Consider the following 25,614-nt stretch of genomic DNA (forward strand, 5'->3'; position numbering starts at 1 on the left):
CGGAAAAGCGCGCAGCGGAGTTCCGAACGATTTTTGACTGGATTTCTACTTAGGGCTGGCCCGGCCAAGGGGAAGACGGGGGGATGTCTTGGGGCTTGGCCGGGCTCAGCAGGTTCTGGTGTTGCACGGGGGGAAGTGTCATCACCAGCTTGAGGACACACTAGACCAACAAAGATGAACTCATTCTGAACGTGGGATTAAAAAGTCGCAACGTTCAGTTGTTTGAAACCTCCCAATTGAATCAACGGGTTTTTCGTGTTGCAGCGGCGGAAGCTGCAAAAGCCACGGTCGAATCAGGCTAGCGTCCCGGCATCGACGTTCTGAGCACAGGTTTTCCCGATGCCGGCCACTGCCGAGCCGCTTTCCCTGCCCTTTTCGCCAGTTGCAGATAACGACATGGCGACGGCGCGCGCGACGCTCGAAGAGGTGTTCGGATACAAGGGCTTTCGGTCGCTTCAGAGCGACATTATCGCCACGCTGCTTTCCGGCCGCGACTGCCTGGCGCTGATGCCGACCGGCGGCGGTAAATCGCTCTGCTATCAGATCCCGGCTCTCATTCGCCGCGGCACCGGCATCGTCGTCTCGCCGCTTATCGCGTTGATGCAGGATCAGGTCGATGCGCTGCTCGACCTCGGCGTCAAAGCGGCCTTTCTCAACTCGACGCAGGATCGGGCGACGCAGGACAAAATCGAGCGTCAGTTCGCAGCCGGCGCGCTCGATCTTCTGTACGTCGCGCCGGAACGCCTCGTGCAGGAGCGCACGCTCAATCTCTTCGAGCGCAGCGATATTGCAATTTTCGCGATCGACGAGGCGCACTGCGTCTCGCAATGGGGACATGATTTCCGGCCGGAGTATCGCCAGCTCAAGGTCCTCGCGAAACGGTTCCCGAACGTGCCGCGCGTCGCGCTGACGGCCACGGCGGATGAACGCACGCGCCAGGATATCATTTCGGAGCTGTCGCTTGAAAATGCGGCTTGCTTCATTGCGAGCTTCGACCGGCCGAACATCCGCTACACCATCGCGGAACTCGGCAGCTTGAGCGCGAAAGAGAAGCTCTGGCAGTTCATCGAAACCGAACATCCAACGGACGCGGGGATCGTCTATTGTCTTTCGCGCAAGTCGGTCGAGGAAACAGCTGCTTGGCTATCTTCGAAGGGGCGTAAAGCGCTCGCCTATCACGCAGGCCTCGACGCTCATATCCGCGCGGCGGCACAGACGAAATTTCTGTCCGATGACGGACTTATTATCGTCGCGACGATTGCCTTCGGCATGGGCATCGACAAGCCGGATGTGCGCTTCGTCGCGCATCTCAATCTGCCGAAGTCGATCGAGTCCTACTATCAGGAGACGGGCCGCGCGGGGCGCGATGGCGAACCCGCCAACGCCTGGATGGCTTACGGCTTTCAGGACATCGTGCAGCTCCGGCAATGGATTTCGCAATCTGACGGCGCGGAGGCGTTCAAGAAAGTTCAGCGTCAAAAGCTCGATGCGTTGATCGGGCTTGCCGAGATGCCCGGTTGCCGGCGGCAGGCTCTGCTCGCGTATTTCGGCGAAACGCGGCCCGAGCCTTGCGGCAACTGCGATAACTGCCTCAACCCGCCACATACGGAAGACGGCTCGGTCCTCGCGCAGAAGGCGCTCTCGGCCGTCTATCGCACGGGCCAGCGCTTCGGCGTGACGTATCTCGCTGACGTCTTGGGCGGCAGCGCCGACGAACGGATCATCCGCAACGGTCATGACAGGCTCACCGTCTACGGCATCGGCAAAGACGTTCCGCAGGCGACGTGGAAGGGGCTTTTCCGCCAGCTCACCGCGCAAGGGTATCTCAGCATCGATGACGAGGGCATGGGCTCTCTCGTTTTGACGGAGCGGGCGCGGCCGCTGCTCCGCGGCGAAGAGCGCTTCCTTTTGCGCGTGACGCGGCAGGTTTCGAAGGGCTCGAAGCGCACGGCGTCCTCGGCGGCATCGCGGGTGGCGCGCGAGAACCAGCCGCTGTTCGACGCGCTTCGGGCGCTCCGGCAGAAGCTCGCGGCCTCGGCGAAGCTTCCTCCCTACGTTGTCGCTCAGGACAAAACGCTGATCGAGCTTGCTGAAAAGCAGCCGACGACGGAAAGCGCGCTGCACGACATTCTCGGCCTCGGCGCCAGCAAGATCGCGCGCTACGGCGTGGCATTCCTCGACGTCATCGGGCAATTCAAGAAGCATCCGGCGCTCAACAACCGGCTGTCTGCGACCGTGAATGCCACGCTCGCAGCGCACTTACGTGGTCTCGATGCCGAGGCGATCGCCGCGGAGAGAAGCCTCGAAATATCGACCGTCTATGGGCACCTCGCCGAGGCGATCGAAGCCGGACTGATCACGGCTGAGGACGCGTTGAAGCTCGATGCTGCGGATTACGACGAAATTGAAGAGGCGTTCGAGCGATGCCAGACCCGCGAGACGGGAAAGCTCGGCCCAGCATTCTCGGCGCTTGGCGGACGCTACGATTACGGCATCCTGAAGTGTCATCTCGCCGATAGCGTATAGCTAAACGCGCGACGTTGCTTTCGCCGGAACGGATGCCGATAGTTTCGCCGCGAGCTCGGCGCAGATCTTCTCGAATTCCGGCGTCCAAGCGGCGGCGTTCGAGGCGCACAGGTTCGCCTGCGATTTCAGAATGACACCGTCGTCGAGGATTTTGAGGCCGTTGGCGCGCAGCGTTTCGCCTGTCGTCGTGATGTCGACGATCAGCTCGGCCATGCCCGCCGCCGGTGCGCCTTCGGTCGCGCCCGCGCTCTCGATGATGCGATAGTCGCCGAAGCCTTTGGATCCGAAAAACCGCCTTGTCAGGTTCACGTACTTCGTGGCAACGCGCGGCCACCGTCCATGCAAGCGGCGGAACGGCAGCGCAATGGCCTCGAGGTCGTGCACCGTCGCAACGTCAACCCAACACGCCGGCACCGCCACGATCACGTCGGCGAAGCCGAAACCGAGTGCCTGCAAGAACCGTATGCGGGTCGCTGCGTCAGAAATGTTCTCGCGGATCAGATCTTCGCCGGTGATGCCGAGGTGCACGCTTCCGGCCTTCAGGGCTGCTGCGATCTCGCCCGACGAAACGTAGGCGACGTCGATCTCCGGAAGGCCGTCGATCTCGCCGCGATAGCCCCGCACGTGACCGACTTTGCGCACGACCAATCCGGCGCGCGCAAACATATCGGTCGTCTGCTCCATCAAGCGGCCCTTCGAGGGTATCGCGAGTGTGAGCTTGCTCATTGCGCCCCCTTGACGGTCGCTGCGAGCAGACGCTCGGAATGGATGGCTGCGCCGACGGCCGGAACTTCGCCTTGCGCTCCAGCGGCGCGCATCAGCCCGTCGTACCGGCCACCGTTGGCGATCGGGCTCTTCGCGTCAAGGCACGATGAATTCACTTCGAAAACCAACCCCGAGTAATAGGCGAGCGTCCTGCCGAATTCGGCCGAGAATGTCACGCGCTCGAGATCGATGCCCGCGTTGGCGAGGAGGGCCAGACGCCGGTCGTACGTTTCCAAAGCGGCGCCCGCACCATTGGCCGCCCCTTCGAGGAGAGCTGCAATCTTTTCGCCGGCCGTCGTCGCCGGACCCGTGACGCCGACATAGCGTTCGATCAGCTCGATGGCGCTCGCGTCGAGAGGCTTTTCCTTGCGATCCTCGGCGATGACCATGAGGTGTTCCGTGATGTCAGCCAGCGAGCGCGTGCCGAGCAGCTCGATCGCATTTTCTTCCAGGTAGACGGCGACTGCGGCTTCGCTCTTTTCCCATTCGTCGCGCCGCATGGCGGAAAGCAGTTCTTCCGGAACGCCAGGAGACGCGACGCGCGCAGACGACGCGAAGTCTTTCAGGGCTTTGCGAAACGAGAGCGGCTTCAGGAACGCATCGTCGAGCCGCTTTTTCCAATTCGGGGAGACGTCGGCCGCGTCGAGAACACTCGAGAACAATCCGAGGTCGCCGAGCTTCAGCGTCCAGTCCCTGAGGCCGACTTTTTCGATTGCCTTGAGGACGATGGCGACCGTTTCCGCTTCGGCTGCTTCGCGCGACTTGTCGCCGAAACGCTCGATGCCGGCCTGGCGAAATTCGCGCGGATGCGAAGCCGTCGCGCCTTGCGGCTGAAAGCGGAATGCGGGGCCGTTATAGCAATAGCGCGCCGGCGTCACCGGATCGGCGTGGCGTTCCAAGTGGAGGCGGCACGTCGGCACCGTGATGTCCGGCCGGAGGCATAGCTCGGCGCCGTCCTGGTCGGTGAAGACATACGTCCGCGCGCGCAGGCCTTCGCCGATGACGTCGAGGAACACGTCAGCCGGCTGAATGATGGAGGGCGCAACGGCCTCGTAGCCGGCTTTGGTGAAAACCGACATCAACGTCTGCGCTTGCGCTGCCAGCGCCTCGAGGTTCCGCGTCGTCTCGACGGTCATGATCTAGGCCTCATGCCGCTTGATGAGCTTGTGGACTTCCTGGATGAGGTTTGCCTCGGAGACGGAGAACTGCGCCGGACGCGCCTCCTTCCACTCTTTGTTGTCCTTGATCGCGGCGGCGGCTTTCGCGCCTTCGATCAGGTCCTTGATCGTCACCTCGCCTTTGGCGCGCTCGTCGGAGCCTTGGATGATGACACACGGGCTGTTGCGCTTGTCGGCGTATTTCATCTGCGCCTTCATGCCGGACGAGCCGAGGTACATTTCGGCGCGGATGCCGGCATTGCGGAGCGCTTGCGTCATTTTCTGGTAGGTCGCGATCTCGCCCTTGTCCATGACGAGGACGACGACGGGGCCGAGAGCTTTGGCTTTTTTGTCGCCGATCAGTGACAGCGCCGCCTGCAGGCGCGAGACGCCGATGGAGAAGCCCGTTGCGGGCACTTTTTCGCCGGTGAAGCGCGCGACTAGATCGTCATAGCGGCCACCACCACCGACCGAGCCGAAGCGCACGGGCTTGCCGTCATCGTCTTTGACCTCGAACGTCAGCTCGGCTTCGAATACGGGGCCGGTGTAGTACTCGAGGCCGCGGACGACAGAGGGATCAAATTTGATACGGTCTGATCCATAGTCGGCCCCAGTGCATAAATCGATTAATTGACGAAGTTCTGCCAGACCTTCTGACGCAATTTTGCTATCGCGACACGCCGGTTCAAGCATATCAAACTTGGAAGGGAGCTTGCCTGCCGGCCACGGAGTCGTTGATCCATCCTCGTGCTGCATGCGGATCAAAGAGTTCGGCCGCGTCACCGACGACAGCAAGTCGTCGAGTGAGAGTAGGTTCAAAATTGGCTGCATCTGCACGTCGCTGAGTTCAGCGCCCTTAGTAAAGTCGCCGCTTTCGTCCTTTCGGCCTTTGCCAAGAAGCTGCACCACCCCCTCCAAGCCGAACTTGTCGAACTTGTCCATGGCGCGGAGCACCGTAAGGCGTTTGCCGCTCTGCGATTGATCAGATAAGTCGACCCCAGCCAGTTCCAGCACCCCATCGAGCACTTTTCGATTATTGACCTTGATCACGTAGTCGCCGCGTTTCACGCCCAGCGCTTCGAGCGTGTCGGCGGCGAGCATGCACATCTCGGCATCCGCCGCCACGCCTTCCGCTCCGACCGTATCGGCGTCGAACTGCATGAATTGGCGGAAGCGGCCCGGACCCGGCTTCTCGTTGCGATAGACATTCCCGAACGCATAGCGGCGGAACGGTTTCGGCAAGCCTTGAAAATTCTGCGCGACGTAGCGGGCGAGCGGCGCTGTCAGATCGTAGCGCAGGCTCATCCACTGCTCGTCCTCGTCCTGGAACGAGAAGACGCCGGCGTTGGGGCGGTCCTGGTCGGGGAGGAATTTACCGAGCGCGTCGGTGTACTCGATCGCGGGCGTCTCAAGCGCTTCGAAGCCATAGCGCTCGTAGACCTCGCGGATCTTCCCGATCATGTCGTTGAGGCCCCGGAGCTCCGCCGCCTCGATATCGCGGAAGCCTTTGGCGAGGCGCGCTTCAGGGCGCGTGCTTGTATTCACTTTGGACATGAGGATGTTGGGGACCAGACCGCAAATAAAAAAGTTGCCGTGACACCTTACAGGCGTCCGGCGCGCGAGCCCGCCTTATATCGGATGGACCGGCATCAGGAAAGTCGCCCTAAAATCCCTAAAATCAACGTAGCTCAGCCACTTGGTCTATACGGGCTGCGGCCCGCGAGCCCGTTTGCCCCGGAAGTGTCCTTTGAGGGCGTGCAACAGGGCCCTCGGGAGGGCAATCCCGTCCATCGGAACGACCAGATCGTAGAGCGGCACGGGCTTCGCGCCGAAGCCGCGCGCGAGGGGATGCTCACCGATGCCCATGTCGAACCGGCGCACGCCCCGGGCGGCGAAATATTTCATGGCTTCGATCACGACGAGCCGGCCCGGCGAGAGGTGGCTCCACTCTTCGCCGCCCGTTGAAATGGCGAGGCGCGTGAAGGCGCCGTCGTGGACGATGCCGAAAAGCGTGGCGACAATCTCGCCGTTTGCTTCGAGCGCAAAGAGGGTGCTCAAGCCTGCATCGGAGCCGTCGATCGCTAACCGTTCGTAAAAGGAGCCGTAAGCCGGTTCGTCGAGGATGTTTTTGCCGTGGAGTGCCGCGAACCGGCGCGCCCGCTGTTCTTCGAGCGCCAGGTAGACATGGGCGATTTCCTCCGCTGTCGTCGCCCGATAAAAGCGCGGCGTTGGTTCTTTCTGCCAGAGGCGATGGCAGCGTTCGACTTCCTTCCGGTATTTCTTGCCGATGCCGCGCGGGAACGCATCCGGAGCGTCCGTCAGGAATAGCTCGGTTCCGGATCTCAACGCGGGCGAAACGCCTAAACGCGTGATGAGCGGATTCGGGCGGCCGCCGATTTCGGCTGGCATGCGTTCGAAGCGGATAAGATCGATATCGTGCATGGCGCTCCGCACCGAACGCCAGACGCAGCGGATGGCTCTTCGATCCGTGAGGCGTACCGGTCCCAAAATCGGGCCGCCGTAATCGGATACGCCGAGGTCGGCGAAGCTCGCGATGCGGAGCATTCCTTCTTTCGCGACAACGAGGGGCAGAAGGAGCGCGACGTCGCCGCTGGCCTGTTCGGTCACGACCACGAGACGCGGCATTGCTTTGCGCGCGGGCGCCAGTTCCTCGTAGAGGACCGTCAACCAATCGAGCGTTTGAAAACCGTTGGAGACGAGGCCGGGTTCAACGGCTTCGAATGCCGCGAGCGCTTCGTCGGCGCCTTCGAAGATTTCGGTAATGAAACGGCCACCACGCGAGTTGAGCACTCGCGACCAACCGCCCCCGGCGCGCAATATCGCGCCGCCCCCTGTTTCCACCGTCGCCATACGCAATACACTCTGCGGCGAGCTTCTTGTTTTCGGGAATATTATCCTGGACCGGCGATTATGGCCACGGCGATTATAAAGAACGCCGTTTCATAAATCTGTTCGACCGCGCCCAGGACGTCGCCCGTGTAGCCCCCGATTTTCTGATGGGCAATCAACGCGACGATGGCTGCCGCTACGCCGGCGAACAGGGTCGACGCCAAGAAGGCGACGGGGCTCATAAAAAGAAAACCGAAGACCAAGGCGGTTATGACCGTCACCGCGATCTCGTTTCCGGTCATTTCCGACGTCGTTCGGCTGACCTTTGCCGCTTCGCCGCCTGCATAGGACAGATTTGCCAGCGCCAGTACCGCGGCCGCGCGCGCGCCCGCGAACCCGGCGATGACGACCTTCGCGGCAGAGAGCGGATCGACCTCAGCGAGCGCCGTCGCCTTGAGCGCCAGAGTGACGACCAGGGCGAGAAGGCCGTATGTGCCGATGCGGCTATCTTTCATGATTTCAAGGCAGCGTTCGCGGGTGTATCCGCCGCCGAATGCGTCGGCGGTGTCGGCCAACCCATCCTCGTGCAGCCCGCCGGTCAGCAGAATAGCGAACGCTAAGCCCAATATGACCGGTAGCGGCTCGGGGAAGACGAACGACGTCAGCAAAATGACACCGCCCGTGAAGATCCCGACGAGACCGCCGACGAGCGGCAAATATTTCGCGGCGCGCACAAGCCAATCGCCCGGCAAGGGATCGATGTGCTTCAGTGGAATGCGCGTCAGGAATTGCAACGCAACGAAGAAGCGCATCCATTCAAGCGAGATCATTCGGGATGTTCGCCCGGCAGGTCCGCCATTTCGCGGAGCATGAGTTCGGCCGCTCGAATGATGGGCATCGCGAGCGCGGCACCGGTGCCTTCACCCAACCGCATTTCCAATTCGAGCAGCGGCTTGACGCTCAGATGCTGCAGCAAAGCCGCGTGTCCCGGTTCGGCCGAGCAATGTGCGAAAACGCAGTTATCGATGGTTCCCGGAACGAGCGCTTCCGCGGCGATAGCTCCGGCGGTTGAAATGAAGCCATCGACGACGATCACACGTCCCGCGGCGGCCGCGGCCGTCATCGCGCCCGCCATCATCACGATCTCGAAACCGCCGAACTGGCGAAGCACTTCGAACGTGCGCTCCGCCGAGGTCGACGGCGCAATCGCGGCGCGGGAAATCGTATCGCTGAGGATCTGATATTTATGTTCGAGGCCGAGGGCCGGCGCGCCCGCTCCCGGACCGACGAGCGATTTGAGATCGAGGCCCGTCAACGCATGAGCGACCAAGGCGGCAGCGCTCGTGTTGCCGATGCCGATTTCGCCATAGCCGACGATACCGACGTTTTCAGCGCCCAGGTGCGCATCGATGGCCCGGCCGGCTTCGAGCGCAGCGGCGCATTCCTCGATCGACATGGCGGGCTCGCGCCGGGCGTTCCTCGTGCCGTTCGCTATGCGGCGGTCGAGAAGGAGATCGTGCGGCGGCAACGGCTCGAGCATTCCGGCGTCGACGAGTTCAACGCCGACACCTGCGGCGCGCGCCAGCACGTTAACGCCCGCGGTGCCTGCCAAAACGAATTTGGCGATCTCGCGCGTTACGACGGACGGGTAGGCCGTGACGCCTTCGGCGGTGATGCCGTGATCGCCCGCGAAGACGAGAATTTTCGCGAGGCCGAGATCGGGGTTCGTCGAGCCTGCGATCAAGCCGATCTGAACCGCGAGATCCTCGAGCCGCCCAAGCGAGCCGACCGGCTTTGCCTTGCCGCGAAGGCGGGCGCGAAGTTCGTCAGCGAGCAAAGTCTGGGATTGTTTGACGCCGGATTGAACTGTCATGCGCCTATGTAGTCCTCAACGCTGTGTTTCGGTTGCGGCACGTTTGTCGAATATTGAGCGTAGTTTTCGAGACCCGGAGGAATTGGACCACCATGCGCCCAATCGAGCAACTCGACCGTATGGACGACCGGCACATCGAGCGCCCGCTGGAGCTGATTGATACAGCCGATGTTGCCAGCCGCCACGATATCCGGCCGCAATGATTTGATGTTTGCGGCCTTGCGATCGCGCAGCGCGCCCGAGATTTCGGGCTGAAGAATATTATAGACGCCCGCCGAACCGCAGCAGAGGTGGGCTTCCGGCACATCCATGACGGTGAAGCCGGCTTTCTTCAGCAACGACTTCGGCTGACTCGTGACGCGCTGGCCATGCTGCAGCGAGCACGCCGAATGATAGGCGACCTTGAGGCTCGACCAGCGTTTCGGCGCGCCGATGTCGTACTGGTCGAGGAACTCGCTGACATCCTTCGTCATCGCCGCGATGTCCTTGGCGCGCTTGGCGTACTCGGTCTCGTGTTTCAGAAGATGGCCGTAGTCCTTCACCGTCGTGCCGCAACCGGACGTATTGATGATGATCGCATCGACGCCGCCCTTGGCGATTTCCTTGCTCCAGGCATCGACGTTGATCTTGGCGGCTTTGATCGCTTCTTCCTCGCGGCCGATGTGCTGGCTCAAGGCTCCGCAGCAGGCGGCGCCGGACGACACGATCACATCGATGCCGCCGCGCGCGAAAAGCCGGATCGTCGCGTCGTTGATCTCGGGCCGCAGCACTTGCTGGGCACAGCCCGCAAGCATGATAACCCGGCCAGTTCGAACGCCCGTCGGTGAAGCTCGGCCCGGTCCGCGGAAGCGGCCCGCGCGAGGCGCCTCGGGGGGCGCCAGATCGACCATCGCGGCAAGCTCGGGAAGATTGAGTGCTTTGAATGCGCCAGCCATCCGCCGACCGAGCGGTGCGGCCTTCATCGCCCACCGGAAGCGGCGCGGATAAGGCACGATTTCCGCCAAGGCGCGCCGGATCAGCCGATCCTTCAGACTGCGGCTTCCCGTTTTTTCGATGTGCTTCCGCGCGATCTCGACGAGATGCATATAGTCGACGCCGGAGGGGCAGGTCGTCATGCATGAGAAGCACGACAGGCAACGGTCGATGTGAACCGAGACCTCGGGCTTCGCATCGAGCCCTTTCTCGAGCATGTCCTTTATGGCGTAGATCCGTCCGCGCGGACTATCGCGCTCATCGCCGAGAACGACGTATGTCGGGCACGTCGCGGTGCAGAACCCGCAGTGTACGCAGCGTCGAAGGATGCGCTCGGCTTCCCTGACCTCCGGATCGTCGAGCTGCGATTTCGAAAAATTGGTTTGCATTGCGCCTTATATCGAACTGACGTGTCTAGAAATTGGCGTACATGCGCCCGCGATTGAGCAGGCCGCTCGGATCGAAGGCCGACTTGATGCCGCGTGTCAATCTTTCGATCTCGGGCTTCAAGGGTTCGAAGACTTCGACGGTGTTGCGGATTTCCGGCTCTGCGCGGATCAACGTCGCGTGGCCGCCACGAACGGCAACGGCGCGGCGCACGTCGGCTGCACCGGCATCGGCTGCTGCCGGAACTTCGAGCCAGATGAGCGCTCCCGACCAATCGTACAACGCAACCACATCCATGAACTTTTGGATCGCGGCGACGATTTCAGGCGCCTTCGTCGGAAGGGTGGAAATCCGCCACAGGCTCGTCTCGGTCGAGAACGGCATCATCGAAAGCGTCCGGAATTCGCTCCACAGACTGAAGGTGTCTTCCGCATCGAGTTCGATCGGCTTGCCGTAAACCTTGAGCGCCGTCTTGAGCTTCTCCCTGCGCTCGTCGATCGAGGTTTCAAACGTCTCGAGACGTAGAAGCGTCAGCGATTGTCCGACGCCTTTGAGCTTCGGCACTTTGAGCCTGTCGACGCAATTCTTCGGGAGATGGACCGCGCCCGAAATTTCGAGCGGGGTCGCCATCGCGATATTGAGCGCTTCGATCGCCAAATCGTCAGGCAAGCCGACGAAGGCCAGCGTCTGCATGGTCTGCGGGAGCGGCGCGACCTTGAACGTCACTTCGGTCATGACGGCAAGCGTTCCCCAGCTGCCGGTCAATCCGCGGGCGACGTCGAGGCCGGCGACATTCTTCATCACGCGGCCGCCGGATTTGAAAAGCTCGCCGCGGCCGTTGACGGCGCGAACGCCCAAGAGATTATCGCGCGCGCTTCCTGCCGAAATGCGCCGGGAGCCCGAAAAATTCGTCGCAAAAACGCCGCCGATGGAGAGTGCGCCGCCCGGCGCGCCGGTCGCCGGTCCGAGATCGACAGGCTCAAAGCTCAGCATCTGACCGCGCGCCGCGAGCATCGCCTCGATTTCGTAGACGGGCGTGCCGGACCTGGCCGACATGACGAGTTCCGTCGGCTCATAGAGCGTCACGCCCTTGAGGCCGGAAGTCGTCAACACGACGTCCGCAGTTGCGACCCGGCCCGTGTTGCGAAGGGCGCCATGCCCCACGACCTCGATGCCACGCTTCTCGCGCGCAAGCCTCGCAATCATGGACTGCAATTCCCACTCGGCGGCGGGGCGAAAAAGCTCAGTCATGATCGCACCATCTGCTAGGCAGCCTCCGGTGTGCTGGCGGCGTCGCCAGCGCGCATGACTTCGGTAATGGCGAGGGGAAATACCTTCGCAGGGTTCAGCCTCCACGTCGGATCGAAAACGGTTTTTATCCGCATCTGGACGGCGAGATCAGTCGGCGAGAACTGCGTCGTCATCAGCTCGCGCTTTTCGATGCCGACACCGTGCTCGCCGGTGAGACAGCCGCCGAGTTCGACGCACAGCTTCAGAATAGTTTCGCCCGCAAGCTCGGCGCGTTCGGCCTCTTCGGGGCTGTTCGCATCGTAGAGGATGAGCGGATGCAGGTTGCCGTCGCCGGCGTGGAAGATGTTGGCGACCTTCAGACCGTACTCGGCGCAGATCTGGCTGATCCGGGTCAATGCGTGAGGCAACTGTGCGAGCGGGATGGTGCCGTCCATGCAGAGGTAATCGGAGATGCGCCCAATCGCGCCGAACGCCGCCTTGCGACCCGCCCAGATCCGCGCGCTCTGGTCGGCGTCCGAACTGATCTGCACTGTTTTCGGATCGAAGCGAGCGGCGATTTCGGCAATGCGTCCGAGCAGAATGCCTATTTCGCTTTCGGAGCCTTCGACCTCGACGATCAGCAATGCTTCCGCATCGAGCGGATAGCCTGCGCCGGCAAATGCCTCGCAGACTTCGACCGCCGCGTGATCCATGTATTCGATCGCTACAGGGATAATACCGGCTGCTATGATCGCGGAGACGCAGCTGCCCGCTGCCTCCGGCGAACGAAATCCGATCATCATCGGCCGCGCGCCTTCCGGCGCCGGGACGAGCTTCACTGTTGCTTCAGTGATGACGCCGAGCTGGCCTTCGGAACCGATGACGAGGCTCAAGAGATCGTAGCCGTTGCGTTCCAGCGCCGAGCCGCCGATCTCGACGACCGTGCCGTCGATCAGCACCATTTTGACGCCCAAGACGTTGTGCGTCGTCACTCCGTATTTAAGGCAGTGCGCGCCGCCGGAATTCATCGCGAGATTGCCTGCGAGCGTGCACGCAAGTTGCGATGAGGGATCGGGCGCATAGAAAAAGCCGCCCGCAGCGACCTCCGCCGTGATCTGGAGATTTGTTATCCCGGCTTCGAGCCGCGCCAAGCGGTTGGCATAATCGATCTCGATGACGCGGTTCATTTTCGAGATGCAGAGGACGATCGCGTCCTCGGTCGGCAACGACCCGCCGCACAGAGACGTGCCTGCGCCCCGCGGAATGACTTTGACGTCGTTCTCGTGGCAATACTTCAAGATCTTGGAGACTTCTTCGGTCGTGCGCGGCAGCACGACCAGCATGGGCACGCGGCGGTAAGCCGTGAATGCGTCCGTCTCGTAGGCCCGGCGTCCATCTTCGTCGACGATCAGAAGATCCTGACCGACACGGCTTTTGAGGCCTTCGATCAGAATGGGTAGCCGCCGCAAGACGCCAACATCGGGCTCAGGCAGCTCGATATGCGGCATCGTCTTCAGTCTCCAAGCCAATAGTCATGTCGGCTGTTTCGCTCTTGGGTTCGCTCTCTGGCCGTCAGCTTACGTCAGCTTACGGCGGGGCATCCCAAATTCGATCCCGCCTGCGGCAACCTCGGCGCGTAGCCACGGGCGTTAATCATCCTCGCACGTGCGCCGGTGACCGGCAATATGGGCGCCGTCGTTGCACATGTGAAGAAAGCGCGCCCCTTCAACGGCCGTCGCCGCCGCCGAGCCCGCGCTGGCCGCCCTGATCACGAGGATCGTGAAACTCACGGGGCGGGGGTCCGCGCATATCGCGAGGGTCGCCCATGCCAGCGCCTCCGCCTCGCGGCTCGTTCATGCCTCGGGTGTCTGGTCGCACCTCGCGCGGACTGCGGTTGACGCGGTCGCGGTCCCGATCACGGTCCCGGGACCGCGCTCCCGAGAAGCATTGGGTGATGCAGCTCTGCAACTGAGCGTCGCAATGTGCGGAATAGAGGAGTTTTGCGGCCATCCGGCAGGAATTGTGCTGGGACCGGCAGGAATCGGCACAGGGATCAGCGCTCGCGTCACCGGCAGCAAAAGCCAACACCGCCAGAACAGCCAGCACGGCCATTCTAAACGATTTTATCGACACTGATGCAGCCTGAAACAACTACCGCCTCCTCATCCCCGGGCCGTGCTGGGCGGCTGAGCCTAGGCAAGCGGCGGAAGCTACTCGCGCGACCATGAACACGGCCTGAACCGGTGGTTGAACCTGAGGCAACGGGCTCGCCTGCCAACGGGCGCCATCAGAATGCAAACTCCTCGAAGATCCGATCAACGTTGCCTTCCCACTCCCCGGAATAACGCCGCAGCAATTCGTCCGCCACGGTCTGGCCGTTGCCTGCGATCTTCTCGAGCGGGGCCAGAAATACCGTCTCGTCCTGGTTCTTGGTGTTGATGCGGGCCCGGTTCTTGAGACCGTGCCGCGAAATGCGCAACGCTTGGCGGGCGATGCTGGCGACCGTCGTCGTGCGGAAAGGCGTCGCGAGCGCCGTTTTCGGAACCGCCGCCCGCAGATTTTCACGCTCTTCGGTGGTCCAGTCGCGGACCAGCGTCCAAGCCTGATCCAGCGCGGCCTCGTCGTAAAGAATTCCGGTCCAGAAAGCCGAGAGCGCCGTGATCGTTCCCCAGCGCCCCGCGTCGGCGCCGCGCATCTCCAGAAACCGTTTGAGCCGGACTTCGGGGAAGAGCGTGGTGAGGTGGTCCGACCAATCATCGGCGGTCGGCAGCTCGCCTTTCAGCCCCGGCAGGCGGCCTGCCAGAAAATCGCGAAACGACGAACCAGCGACGTCGATGTAATTGCCGTCCCGGTAGACGAAATACATCGGCACATCGAGCGCGTAATCGACGTAGCGCTCGTAGCCCATGCCGTCTTCGAACGCGAACGGCAACATGCCGGTCCGGCGCTTGTCGGTGTCGAGCCAGACTTCGCTCCGCATCGACTGAAAGCCGTTGGGGCGATCCTCGGCGAACGGCGACGACGCGAACAGCGCAGTCGCGATCGGCTGCAGCGCGAGCGAGACGCGGAGCTTCTTCACCATGTCGGCTTCGCTCGAAAAATCGAGGTTCACCTGGATCGTCGCGGTCCGGTACATCATGTCGAGACCGCGGCTGCCGACGGTCGGCATATAGCGCGTCATCACCTGATAGCGCTTCTTCGGCATGTGCGGGATCTGGTCGAGTCGCCACTTCGGCGAAAATCCGACGCCCAGAAAACCGATGGCGAGATCTTCGCCGACGTCGATGACTTCGCGCAGATGCTCGTCGGTTTCGGCTGCCGTTTCGTGCAGCGTTTCGAGTGGCGCACCCGAAAGCTCGAACTGGCCGCCGGGCTCGAGGCTGATCGTGCCGCCCTTCTGGCCGTCGGGGCGCTTCAGGGCGATGACGTTGTCGCCTTCCTTGATCGCGACCCATCCGTAGCGGCGGATCAGCTCTTCCATCAAGGCGCGAATGCCATCGGTGCCGCCGTACGGCACGGGATCCAACGTGACGGTGCGAAAGACGAACTTTTCGTGCTCGGTGCCGATACGCCAATCCGCTTTCGGCTTCTCGCCAGCCGCGATCCAGCGCACGAGATCATCTCGTGTCTCGATCGTCGCGCTCGCAGCGCCTTGTTCTCGCGTGGACATTACCGAGCGACCCAGCCTTGCTTAACCGGCGCGGGTGCGCCCCGCGGCTTGAGCCTTATGGCGAGGACCGGCGGGAACGGCAAGCGTCCCCAACAACCGGGGCTAACGGCGGCGCCAATCGCCCAGAACAGCGTTGACGATCGCGAGCGCGGCAACGGCTGCGGTATCGGCGCGCATGATTCGGGGCCCGAGCGACAGCGGCACGACATACGGCTTGCCGATGAGGCGCTGGCGCTCGCGCGGGGAAAAGCCACCTTCGGGTCCGATAAGGACAGCCAGGGGCCCGGCTGAGAGCTTCTCCAAAGCCCTGATCGGGTCAGACAGTTGCTCGTGCTCATCGCAGTAGATCAGGCTTCGCGCTTCGTCCCAATCGTCAAGAACGTCATCGAGTTTGGCCGGTGGGTCGACATCCGGCACTTGCAGAATCCCGCACTGCTCCGCCGCCTCGATCACGTTTGCGCGCATCCGCTCGCTGTTAACTCTTTCCGCGACCGTTCTTTCGGTGATTACGGGCCTGAGGCGCGCGGCGCCCATTTCAGTCGCCTTCTGCACCATGTAATCGAGCCGCGACCGTTTGAGCGGCGCGAACAAATAGTCGATGTCGGGGCCACTTTCCTGGGGACGTGTTTGTTCCTCGACTTGGAGCGTGACGCGCCGCTTGTGCGCCTCGGCGAGGGTCGCAACCCACTCGCCATCCCGGCCGTTGAATACCAACAGCTTTGCCCCCGGCCGCAGACGCAGGACGCCCGTCAGGTAGTGTGCCTGCGGCGGCTCAAGCTCCAAGAGCTTGGCGGGGGCAAGATCGTCGTCGACAAATAGTCGTTCTGAAGTCAGGTCGCGGATAGCCATGATGCGGTCTTATCGAAGCCGCGCTTGCAGTCAAACGTATGTCGCACCCATGGGCCCGTATTGCGTCTCCCACCATATTGCGTCTGGGCGACGGGCCGGATAGGTCTTTGCCAAAGTTGCCGGAGAAACATCAATTGACGACGGGTGCCGAGATTTCGCCCAAGCCGACATTGCGTGTTGCGGATGCACTGCCCTCGAACTGGGTCGATCGATGGGCGCCGGCATCGTGGCAGCCGTACCTTCGGCTCGGGCGATTTGACCGGCCCATTGGCGCCTGGCTGTTGCTGTTTCCGTGCTGGTGGTCTCAGACCCTCGCCCAGGTCAACTCCGGCGATCACCTGCCGAATATCGGCTATCTCGTGCTTTTCGCCATCGGCGCCCTCGCGATGCGCGCCTGCGGTTGCGCCTATAACGACTGGGTCGACCGCGACATCGACGGCCGCGTCGAGCGGACGGCCAATCGTCCTCTGCCCTCGGGGCAAGTTTCGCCGGAAGCCGCACTTGGCTTCGTCGTCGCGACGGCGCTCGTCGGGTTGGTCGTCCTCCTGAACTTCAACAGCTTCACGATCTGGCTGGCCATCGCTTCGCTTTTCATCGTCGCGGCTTACCCTTTTGCGAAGCGCTTCACATCGTATCCGCAGCTGGTGCTGGGCCTCGCGTTCAACTGGGGCGCGCTCGTCGGATGGGCCGCGATCAAGGGATCGATCGGCCTTCCGGCGCTCGCCCTTTATGCGGGCTGCGTGTTCTGGACGGTCGGCTACGACACGATCTACGCGCACCAGGACAAAGAGGACGATGCGCTTCTGGGGCTCGGCTCGACGGCGCTGCATTTCGGCGAAGACACCGTCTCATTCGTCGGCGCGATGTACGGGCTCGCCGGAATTCTGTGGCTCGCCGCCGGCGCACTTGCCGGCGCCCACCTCGTCTATTTCCTCGCGGTCGTCCTGGTGTTCCTGCAGATGTCGTGGCAGGTCGCGACGCTCGATATTCACAATTCCGCCAACTGTCTCTGGCGATTCAAGTCGAACCGGGACGTCGGCCTCGCCGTCTTCGCGGGCCTTGTGGCGGATATGGCGCTGTCGTGGTTTGCCGGGCTCAGTTGAGACGCGCGGCACAGCACAGACGAGAACGCGGCCCGAGAGGTCCCGTGCCGCGCTGTTCCGTCTCACCGTCGAACTTCCGAGCCGCTTTCCGCGGCTTTGTATGTAATCTTGGCAGAATTCTCTTCCGATGAGCTTAAGAAATAGCGTAAACAAATGCTTACGCGGAAGTTATGCGATTGCTGATTGGCCAGAGGACGCTTTGCGCCGTTGACGGCCGTCACACACGCGGTTTTTTAAAAAATCGCCGGAGCATTTGTTCAGGAGACGAACAGTCGTCCATGTCCCAGACCTCATCTTCATCCGATTCAAAACCGCAGCTCCTGCATCTCGTTTTCGGGGGCGAACTCGAAACGCTCGAGGGCCACGAATTTCGCGATCTCGAGGGGCTTGATATCGTCGGCATCTATCCGGACTATCAGTCAGCTTATGCGGCTTGGAAGAACGCAGCCCAGCGCTCGGTCGACAATGCGATGATGCGGTATTTCATCGTCCATCTGCACAGGCTGCTCGAGCCGAATGGCCTGAAGTCTGCTCAGCCGGCAACATCCACCACGTGACGGCCAATCGTCTCAAACCCGAAAAGAAGCCGCGGCCGACTCTTCGGCTCGATGCGGCTTCGCGCGCGCTGCTTCGCCGTTTCGTCGTCGACTGGGTCTGGCCGCGTCGATTGGAGCTTGGCTGGACACTTTTTCTGACGGCGTGTCTTGCCGCGGTGACCGGCGGCTATCCGGCCGTCATCAAGAAATCATTCGACATGCTGATGGGCAACCAGCATGGCGCGCTACCGTTCGTGCTCACGGCGATCGTCGGCATTACGATTGCGCGCGCGACATTGCTTTTTGCGCAATCCGTCGCGACGAACCGCTTCATTCTGCGCCTGACGTCCGACATGCAGAAGCTCGCGTTCCGGCATCTGATCAGCGCCGATTTCGCGCGGCTGTCGCGGGAGACACCCGGCCGGCTGATGTCGCGACTGACGAACGACATCGGCTTCGTGCAAGGCGCGATGATGGCGGCGCTGAACTCGATTTTCCGCGACACCTTCTCGGTCATCGCGCTCGTGATCGCGATGCTCTATCTGGACTGGGCGATGACGCTCGTTGTCTTGAGCGTCTATCCGCTCGCGGCTTTGCCAGTCGCCGCAATCAGTCAACGACTCCGCCGTGTCGCCAAGCAGACGCAGAGCGGCCTCGGCGATATGACCTCGCTCCTCTCGGAAAAGCTCGCGGGCGCGCGCTTGATCAAGTCGTTTCAGCTCGAGAATTACGCGGCCGACCGCCTCGACAACAGCTTCGAGCAGATCTACGGGCTGAAGATGAAGTCGGTGCGGACTCGGGCGCGGATGGATCCGATCCTCGAAGTGCTCGGCGGCATTGCCATCGCCGGCGTCGTCGGATTTGCCTACTTGCGCATTTCGAACGGCATTTCGACCGTTGGCGATTTCATGGGGTTCATCACCGCGTTGCTCATGGCGGCGCAGCCCATTCGCGCGCTTGGAAACCTCGCCGGCCGGCTTCAAGAGGGCCTTGCTGCAGCTGAAAGTTTCTACGGCTTGATCGACGAGATGCCGACGATCGGCGACAAGCCGGACGCGAAGCGTCTCAGTGTTTCGAAAGGCCAGATCTCTTTCCGCGGGGTCGGGTTCGCTTACGACGCGGCGTCGGAAGAACGGGCCGTGCACGACGTCACGCTCGACGTTCCGGGCGGATCGACCGTCGCCCTCGTCGGCCGGTCGGGCGCGGGCAAATCGACCATCATCAATCTCGTGCCCAGGCTTTTCGATGTTACCGAAGGCCAGATCCTGATCGATGGCCAGGATGTTCGGGACGTCACGCTCTCGTCGCTGCGCGATCAGATCGCGATCGTCAGCCAGGACATCACGCTGTTCGACGACACGATCGAAGCGAATATCGCGCTTGGGCGCCTCGGTGCGAGCTCGGAAGACATCATCGAGGCTGCGAAAGCGGCGGCGGCTCACGACTTCATCATGGCGTTGCCTGGCGGCTATCAGACGATGATCGGCGATCGCGGCAGCCGCCTTTCGGGCGGGCAGCGCCAGCGCGTCGCGCTCGCGCGGGCCATCTTGAAGGACGCGCCGATCCTGCTGCTCGACGAGGCGACGAGCGCGCTCGACAACGAAAGCGAGCAACTGGTTCAGGAGGCGCTTGCCAAGTTCACGCGCACACGCACGACCCTCGTCATCGCGCATCGGCTTTCGACGATCCAGAACGCGGACATGATTTGCGTGATGGATGGGGGCCGCATCGTTGAGCGCGGGAAACATTTCGAGCTGATCGACCGCAACGGCGCTTATGCCCGGCTGAACCGGTCTGCGCACGGGCCTCAGGCGATGATCGCCGAGTGACAATCCGGCCGACGCTCGCCCGGCTTCGGCTATTCGCGGTTAAGGATGTTGTTCACGAGCCTGTTCGCCCAACCGCGCGCCTTGAACGTCGAGTTCACTTCGCGGGAATCGTAAACCGTTTCGATCCAATCCCAGAACGCGATCCCGGTGCGGGCCTCGTCAGCGAGATAGCGGTGGAAGACGGCATCCAGCACGCCTGTGTCGGCGCTGCGGACGTGACCGTAGCGCAAGGAAAGCTGCTTCACCGCCTCTCGGATCGGCTGCCCATCGTGCAGATGACTGATCATCACGCTCATCAAGCCCGCGCGGTCGGCGCCCGATTTGCAGTGAACGAGGATGGGATATTCAGCTTTTGCCAGCACATCTTTCATTGCCTGAAATTCGGCGAGTGAGGGCGCGGCGCGCGATCGCAAGGTCAGATCGACGAGCGTGAGGCCATGGCGAGCGCACGCCTGCTGCTCGAGCCAGCGTGTGCCATAGGACTGCTCGCCGCGCAGATTGATGATCGTCTTTATACCGCGCCTGGCTGCCCAGGCGATGTGATGGGGCGCGGGCTGCGCCGAGCGCCACGCATCCCTGCCCACGCGATGGCGATTATTGTAAATGGTCCGCACGAGGCCATAATCGATCAGCAGCATTTCGGCGTAGCAAAGGGCCGATGCGAATCGCGTCCCAAGCCAGGACGGGGGGGAATGCACTGCACTGTGCAAAAGTGCACCGCTTGTACGGCGTAATCCACGCTTTGCTTCTTTGAGAGGGCTTGCCATCAGGAGTTGTCTCGATGCTCCCGATTCGCGGGCAGCCTTGCGGATAGGGCCAGCTTTAATCCTACTCGTTGTTCACAAGAAGCCGCGGTCCATCGTGATTGAACTTGCTAGTTATTAGCTATAGCAACGACCCGCAAGGGGCTAAACACAATCAAGCTTCGTCCTGCACTTTCTCGCGTTACAACGATAAGGCAGCCATTGCCGCATGGCAGAAATCAAGAAGAGGCTCGTGCGACTTGGCGGCTCGACGCTGGCGCGCCTTATCCGCCACGTGGCCAATTCGTCTCAGGTTATTCACGAACCGCCGGACCTGATGGACCGGCTTAGCGATACCCACCCCTGTATCGTCGCGTGCTGGCACGGCCAGTTCATGATGATCGCGACGCTTCGTCCTGAAAACGTCAGGATTTCAGCGATGGTCGCGCGGCACGGCGACGCCGAGATCATCAGCGAAACATTACAAGCCATCGACGTTCAACTCATTCGCGGCGCGGGGGCCGGCTGGCGCAAGAAGGATCGCGGCGGCGCGGCGGCTCTTCGCGCATCGCTGCAGGCACTTTCCGAAGGCTCGTCACTCGTGATGACGGCCGACGTCCCGCCGGGGCCGGCGCGGGTTGCGGGCGCGGGCATCGTCACGATCGCGCGCATGTCGGGTCGGCCTATCGTTCCCGTCGCGCTCGCCACGAAACGTTTCGCGTCGTTCGATACCTGGAGCCGGCTGACGATCAATCTGCCGTACTCGAAACTTGCAGCCGTCGTCGGCGAACCAATTCATGTTCCGAGCGAGGCGGACGCGGAGTTGCTCGAATCAAAACGCGTCGAGCTCGAGACCGCGCTCAACACCGCGACGCTCCGGGCGTACGAACTTGCCGGTGCCGATATCAAGCGAGCGACGCCGCTCGATGTCCTTGCGGCGGCCTCGGCGCCGACGCCAGGCCTCGTGCTCAAGGCTTATCGCGCCGGAACAGCAGCGTTGCGGCCAGCGGTGCCGCTGCTTCTCAACATGCGCGGACAGCAGGGTAAGGAAGATCCGAACCGCCGCGGCGAACGATTGGGCTTTGCGGGCCGGCCGCGTCCCGCGGGACAGGTGGTGTGGGTTCATGCGGCGAGCGTCGGCGAGACGAACGCGATCCTTCCGCTCATCGACAGTCTGCTCGACGCCAATCCGCACATTCACATTCTGCTGACGACGGGAACGAAAACATCAGCGGAGATTGCGGCGCATCGCTTGCCGCCACGGGCATTGCATCAGTACGTGCCTCTCGACGTTCCCCACTACGTCGCTCGCTTTCTCGATCACTGGAAGCCGTCGATATCGATCTTTACGGAATCCGACATCTGGCCGAATCTCATTCTCGGAACGGCGGAGCGGGGAATTCCTCTCGTGCTCGTCAACGCGCGCATGTCACCACGCAGCATCAGCCGCTGGCGCAAATATGCGGCCGTCGGCCGGCCGCTGTTTTCGCGCTTCGCGGCCGTGCTCTCGCAGAATTCGCAGATTACGCGGGCGATGAAGCGTCTCGGTGCCCCGAACGTCATCACGGCCGGCAACCTGAAAATCGATTCACCGCCACCTCCGGTCAACGCGGATCTGCTGGCGTCGCTGAAGAACGCCGTTGGCCAGCGTCCGCTGTTCCTCGCGGCCAGCACCCATCCCGGCGAAGACACGGTGATCGCCGCGGCGCATTCGCTGATGAGGCGCGATATCGAAGGACTGCTGACGATCATCGTTCCTCGTCATCCGGAACGCGGCGGCGGCCTTGCGGCGTCACTCGGCGGCCTCGGGCTCAGAACGCAACTGCGCTCGCGCTCCTCCGCACCCGAGACCGATACCGAGATCTACGTCGCCGACACGATTGGCGAGCTTGGAACATTCTATTCGATCTCGCCCGTTGCGCTCGTCGGCGGATCTCTGGTCGAGCATGGCGGTCAAAACCCGATCGAAGCCGTTCGTCTCGGCTCGTGCGTTTTAACCGGTCCGTTCACGCACAATTTTCGCGATGCGTATGCCGCGCTCTTCCGCGAGGGCGGCGCCGTCGAAGTCAGGTCGTCCGACGACATCGCGCGGCAGGTTACGCTGCTGCTAGCCGATCAAGCCGCGGCCAAGCGCATGCGGCAGGGCGCAGACTTGGCGCTTCAGTCCATGGGCGGCGCGCTCGCCAAGACGCTCGGCGCCATTCAGCCATTGCTTGAAAAACAGCGAGCGTGATGCGTGCCCATCTCTGAACCGAGCTGGTGGTACGGGCCGGGCAGCGGATGGCAGACTGCACTTCTCTCTCCAATCGGCAGCATCGTCGGCCGGATCGCAAGCCGCCGCATTGAGAACGCAAATCCCTATCGCTCGGCGCTTCCCGTTATCTGCGCCGGAAACTTCACGGCCGGCGGCTCGGGCAAGACTCCGCTCGCTTTGTTCATTGCCAAGCTCGTCGCGGAAGACGATCGCGAGCCATGGTTTCTTTCGCGCGGTTACGGTGGAAGTCTCGAGGGTCCGGTGCGCGTCAGTGCCGATCTCCATACGGCGCGCGACGTCGGGGACGAGCCGCTGCTTCTTGCCCGTGCTGCGCCGACGGTCGTCTCGCGCGATCGCCGCAAAGGCGCGGAAGTGATCGAGAGCATGGCTTCGAAACGCGCCGTCATCATCATGGACGACGGCTTGCAAAATCCGGCGCTCGCGAAGGATCTTGCTATCGCGCTCGTCGATGCGAAACGCGGCGTTGGCAACGGGCTCGTCATTCCTGCAGGCCCCCTGCGCGCACCACTCGATGTTCAAACGGCGCTTGCAAACCTGATCGTGCTCACCGGAAGTGATGATGCGGACGACCGTTCCTTCGTTGATCGGCTCAAAGGGATGACGCGCGCGCCGATCATTTCCGCTCAGACGCGCGCTGAAGACGACAACGCGAAGTTTCGCGGCCGGCGCGTGCATGCTTTTGCAGGCATCGCCAATCCCGACCGCTTTTTTGCGACTCTCGCTTCACTCGGAGCCGACATCATCGCGCGAAGGGCATTCGCCGATCACCACATGTTCAGCGAGGCGGAGGCCCGCGATCTGATCGAAGCGGCCGAACGCGGCAACGCGGCTCTCGTGACTACGGAAAAAGATATCGCGCGGCTTTCCGGAGCATCAGGCGCGCGCGGGGCGCTCAAAGAGCGTGCAGAAACCGTCGCGATCAAAACGTCTCTCGAAGGCGGGGATCTCGACGTGATGCGCGGGCTGATCCGTGATGCAATCGCTCGCTAGTACTGCTGGCTCGCTCAGCGAGCGGGCGCGTTCGAACGTTCGATGGCATTAAGCTCGAGGTAACGCTGCACGGAGATTTCCGCCGAGGCATATGCCTCCTGCGCGTCGACGCTCCAATAACGAAGATCGGGAAGCGCGATGGGCTGGCCCGTTACCGCGCAGCGCACGAAATCCCCCGGAGACATCACTTCGAACTCGCCATCCAGATAGCGAATCTTGGCTTCGTTACGCAGACCAAAAAATTTCTCAATTCGATTCATCAGCTTCCAAGCCGTGCTGTTCTTTTACTGCCGGACATCATCCGACATCAGATGGAATGCCGCATTATGAATGACGCATTTCAGGCGGCGCGCCAATTTCCAATTTAGCCTAAGCGTATCAAAAAAGTGAGCCTTGTCCGCCGCGTCCGCCGGGCTTTTGGCGCGGCGTTTTACCCGCTCCTGGATCGGCTTTAGCGGGTCCTGATTTTAGCGGGCCTTCGGCTCTCGCCGCAATCTGCCCGTCGGACAACTCGATGTTCAGCATCGCCCCGGCGACGACGGACGCCGCTTGCCGGATCGTCTGCCCGGCCTCGTTCCTGACGAGTGCAAAGCCGCGAGACAGGATGCTGTGATAGCCCAATGAGTTGAGCAGCGCCGCTTTACCATCAAGAACCCTGCGACTGACCGCCACGCGGTTGAGAAGTGCGCGGCCGGCGCGCCGTTCGAGTGTCTGAAGCCGCTCGCCGCAGCGGGAATGTTTCTGAAGTATCGGCGCGGGAGACAAACGTCCGCTGATGCGCGCGAGCCGTGTTGCATGTGCTCGTGTGTTGGCGAGAAGCGCCCGCGAGAGGCGGCGATCGGCCTCGTCGAAGCGTTGGCGCGGCAGCGCGACGAGATCCTGCAGTTTCGGCAGGCCGCGCGACGATGCCTTCAGGTGTGTTTTCGCGCCCTCAAGCGAGCGGCGAACCGCTGTTCGCTTGCGCAGCATGAGCTTTTCGAGCCCGTCGATCAGCTCGGAATACTTCGGCACGGCCCATTCGGCGGCTTTCGTCGGCGTCGGCGCGCGGGCATCAGCGACGAGATCGATGAGCGTCCAATCCGTCTCGTGGCCGACGGCGGAAATCAGCGGAATGCGGCTCTCGGCTGCCGCTCTTACCACGATCTCTTCGTTGAAACTCCAGAGGTCTTCGAGACTGCCGCCGCCGCGCGCGACGATCAGAACGTCGGGCCGGGGAATTTTGCCGCCGGTTTCGAGCGCGTTGAAGCCGCGGATCGCTGCGGCGACTTCAGCCGCGCTTCCCTCGCCTTGCACGCGCACCGGCCAGAGAAGAACGCGCGCCGGATAGCGCTCGTTGAAGCCGTGCAGCATGTCGCGAATAACGGCGCCCGTCGGCGACGTGACGATGCCGACGACTTTCGGCAGAAACGGACGCGGCTTCTTGCGGGCTTCGTCGAACAGGCCTTCGGCCGCGAATTTGCGCTTGCGCTCTTCGAGCAGCGCCATCAGCGCGCCGGCGCCCGCGGGCTCCAGAGCTTCGATGACGATTTGATATTTCGACGAGCCAGGGAACGTCGTGATCTTTCCCTGGGCGATGACTTCCATGCCCTCTTCGGGCTTGAAGCGGAGCCGGCCGAACGATCCTTTCCAGATCACGGCCTCTATCTTCGCCTTGTCGTCCTTCAGCGCGAAATAGCAGTGTCCCGATGCGTGCGGCCCGCGATAACCCGAGATCTCGCCCTTGAGGCGGACATAGCCGAAGCCGTCCTCGAGGGCGCGCTTTATCGCGCCCGAAAGTTCGGACACAGAGAACTCCGGGGCATTGGCGCCGGGGCGGGCTTCGCTGGTGTTGGGAATTGAATTCAATAGCTTACTGTTCT

20 protein-coding genes are annotated in these 25,614 nt (G+C 62.3%); 6 read left to right on the forward strand and 14 right to left on the reverse strand.

Annotation, left to right across the window (positions count from 1 at the left end):
* Positions 1-396 precede the first annotated feature (396 nt).
* Entirely contained in the window at positions 397-2,526 is a 2,130-nt protein-coding gene (recQ, locus tag AACL53_RS16270) for a DNA helicase RecQ (RefSeq protein ID WP_339085580.1), read from the forward strand.
* On the opposite strand, the gene hisG is transcribed toward recQ, so the two are convergent.
* The 11 genes from hisG to AACL53_RS16325 all read right to left on the reverse strand — a co-directional run bounded on the left by hisG (position 2,527) and on the right by AACL53_RS16325 (position 16,279).
* Positions 2,527-3,252, reverse strand: coding sequence for an ATP phosphoribosyltransferase (hisG, locus tag AACL53_RS16275; protein ID WP_339085581.1), 726 nt, complete (start codon positions 3,250-3,252; stop codon positions 2,527-2,529).
* Positions 3,249-4,427 (reverse strand): ATP phosphoribosyltransferase regulatory subunit, encoded by a 1,179-nt coding sequence (locus tag AACL53_RS16280; protein ID WP_339085582.1) that lies wholly within the window; start codon positions 4,425-4,427, stop codon positions 3,249-3,251. The genes hisG and AACL53_RS16280 overlap by 4 nt, the downstream gene beginning before the upstream one ends.
* Before the next feature lie 3 nt (positions 4,428-4,430).
* Positions 4,431-6,002, reverse strand: a complete 1,572-nt coding sequence (hisS, locus tag AACL53_RS16285) for a histidine--tRNA ligase (RefSeq protein ID WP_339085583.1) — start codon at positions 6,000-6,002, stop codon at positions 4,431-4,433.
* A 147-nt stretch (positions 6,003-6,149) separates the two neighbouring features.
* The gene (locus AACL53_RS16290) at positions 6,150-7,319 is read right to left on the reverse strand and encodes a GNAT family N-acetyltransferase (RefSeq protein ID WP_339085584.1); all 1,170 of its coding nucleotides are present in this window, start codon (positions 7,317-7,319) and stop codon (positions 6,150-6,152) included.
* Positions 7,320-7,360: 41 nt separating this feature from the next.
* Positions 7,361-8,128, reverse strand: coding sequence for an adenosylcobinamide-GDP ribazoletransferase (gene cobS, locus AACL53_RS16295; protein WP_339085585.1), 768 nt, complete (start codon positions 8,126-8,128; stop codon positions 7,361-7,363).
* Positions 8,125-9,171: a nicotinate-nucleotide--dimethylbenzimidazole phosphoribosyltransferase gene (gene cobT / locus AACL53_RS16300; protein ID WP_339085586.1), complete on the reverse strand. Its 1,047-nt coding sequence runs from the start codon at positions 9,169-9,171 to the stop codon at positions 8,125-8,127. Before cobT ends, cobS begins: the two co-directional genes overlap by 4 nt.
* Positions 9,168-10,532: a glycolate oxidase subunit GlcF gene (glcF, locus tag AACL53_RS16305; protein ID WP_339085587.1), complete on the reverse strand. Its 1,365-nt coding sequence runs from the start codon at positions 10,530-10,532 to the stop codon at positions 9,168-9,170. The genes cobT and glcF overlap by 4 nt, the downstream gene beginning before the upstream one ends.
* Before the next feature lie 25 nt (positions 10,533-10,557).
* Positions 10,558-11,781: an FAD-binding protein gene (locus tag AACL53_RS16310; protein ID WP_339085588.1), complete on the reverse strand. Its 1,224-nt coding sequence runs from the start codon at positions 11,779-11,781 to the stop codon at positions 10,558-10,560.
* Between the two features lie 14 nt (positions 11,782-11,795).
* Positions 11,796-13,268, reverse strand: coding sequence for an FAD-binding oxidoreductase (locus AACL53_RS16315; protein WP_339085589.1), 1,473 nt, complete (start codon positions 13,266-13,268; stop codon positions 11,796-11,798).
* 779 nt (positions 13,269-14,047) lie between these two features.
* Positions 14,048-15,430 carry a glutamate--cysteine ligase gene (locus AACL53_RS16320; protein ID WP_339085590.1) on the reverse strand — a complete coding sequence of 461 codons (1,383 nt, stop codon included), beginning with the start codon at positions 15,428-15,430 and terminating at the stop codon, positions 14,048-14,050.
* A 102-nt stretch (positions 15,431-15,532) separates the two neighbouring features.
* Complete coding sequence (locus AACL53_RS16325; protein ID WP_339085591.1) at positions 15,533-16,279, reverse strand: 16S rRNA (uracil(1498)-N(3))-methyltransferase; 747 nt, start codon at positions 16,277-16,279, stop codon at positions 15,533-15,535.
* 134 nt (positions 16,280-16,413) lie between these two features.
* Here AACL53_RS16325 and ubiA point away from each other — a divergent pair, with 134 nt between their 5' ends.
* The 3 genes from ubiA (at position 16,414) to AACL53_RS16340 (ending at position 19,747) form a co-directional block, all read left to right on the forward strand.
* Entirely contained in the window at positions 16,414-17,382 is a 969-nt protein-coding gene (gene ubiA / locus AACL53_RS16330; RefSeq protein WP_339085592.1) for a 4-hydroxybenzoate octaprenyltransferase, read from the forward strand.
* Between the two features lie 278 nt (positions 17,383-17,660).
* The gene (locus tag AACL53_RS16335) at positions 17,661-17,939 is read left to right on the forward strand and encodes a DUF4170 domain-containing protein (protein ID WP_339085593.1); all 279 of its coding nucleotides are present in this window, start codon (positions 17,661-17,663) and stop codon (positions 17,937-17,939) included.
* Complete coding sequence (locus tag AACL53_RS16340; RefSeq protein WP_339085594.1) at positions 17,936-19,747, forward strand: ABC transporter ATP-binding protein; 1,812 nt, start codon at positions 17,936-17,938, stop codon at positions 19,745-19,747. Before AACL53_RS16335 ends, AACL53_RS16340 begins: the two co-directional genes overlap by 4 nt.
* 29 nt (positions 19,748-19,776) lie before the next feature.
* Here the strand turns inward: AACL53_RS16340 and AACL53_RS16345 are convergent, their stop codons facing one another.
* On the reverse strand, positions 19,777-20,385 hold the full coding sequence (locus AACL53_RS16345; protein ID WP_339085595.1) for a fused DSP-PTPase phosphatase/NAD kinase-like protein: 609 nt from the start codon (positions 20,383-20,385) through the stop codon (positions 19,777-19,779).
* 334 nt (positions 20,386-20,719) lie between these two features.
* Here AACL53_RS16345 and AACL53_RS16350 point away from each other — a divergent pair, with 334 nt between their 5' ends.
* The gene (locus tag AACL53_RS16350; RefSeq protein WP_339085596.1) at positions 20,720-22,723 is read left to right on the forward strand and encodes a glycosyltransferase N-terminal domain-containing protein; all 2,004 of its coding nucleotides are present in this window, start codon (positions 20,720-20,722) and stop codon (positions 22,721-22,723) included.
* A 3-nt stretch (positions 22,724-22,726) separates the two neighbouring features.
* Positions 22,727-23,755 carry a tetraacyldisaccharide 4'-kinase gene (lpxK, locus tag AACL53_RS16355; protein WP_339085597.1) on the forward strand — a complete coding sequence of 343 codons (1,029 nt, stop codon included), beginning with the start codon at positions 22,727-22,729 and terminating at the stop codon, positions 23,753-23,755.
* A gap of 14 nt (positions 23,756-23,769) precedes the next feature.
* Here lpxK and AACL53_RS16360 read toward each other — a convergent pair whose 3' ends face one another.
* Both AACL53_RS16360 and xseA read right to left on the reverse strand, forming a co-directional pair.
* Positions 23,770-24,015: a DUF2093 domain-containing protein gene (locus tag AACL53_RS16360; RefSeq protein WP_339085598.1), complete on the reverse strand. Its 246-nt coding sequence runs from the start codon at positions 24,013-24,015 to the stop codon at positions 23,770-23,772.
* Positions 24,016-24,133: 118 nt separating this feature from the next.
* Positions 24,134-25,600 carry an exodeoxyribonuclease VII large subunit gene (gene xseA, locus AACL53_RS16365; protein WP_339085599.1) on the reverse strand — a complete coding sequence of 489 codons (1,467 nt, stop codon included), beginning with the start codon at positions 25,598-25,600 and terminating at the stop codon, positions 24,134-24,136.
* Between the last annotated feature and the right edge of the window lie 14 nt (positions 25,601-25,614).

Source organism: Hyphomicrobium sp. ghe19, from assembly GCF_902712875.1.
Taxonomy (GTDB): domain Bacteria; phylum Pseudomonadota; class Alphaproteobacteria; order Rhizobiales; family Hyphomicrobiaceae; genus Hyphomicrobium_B.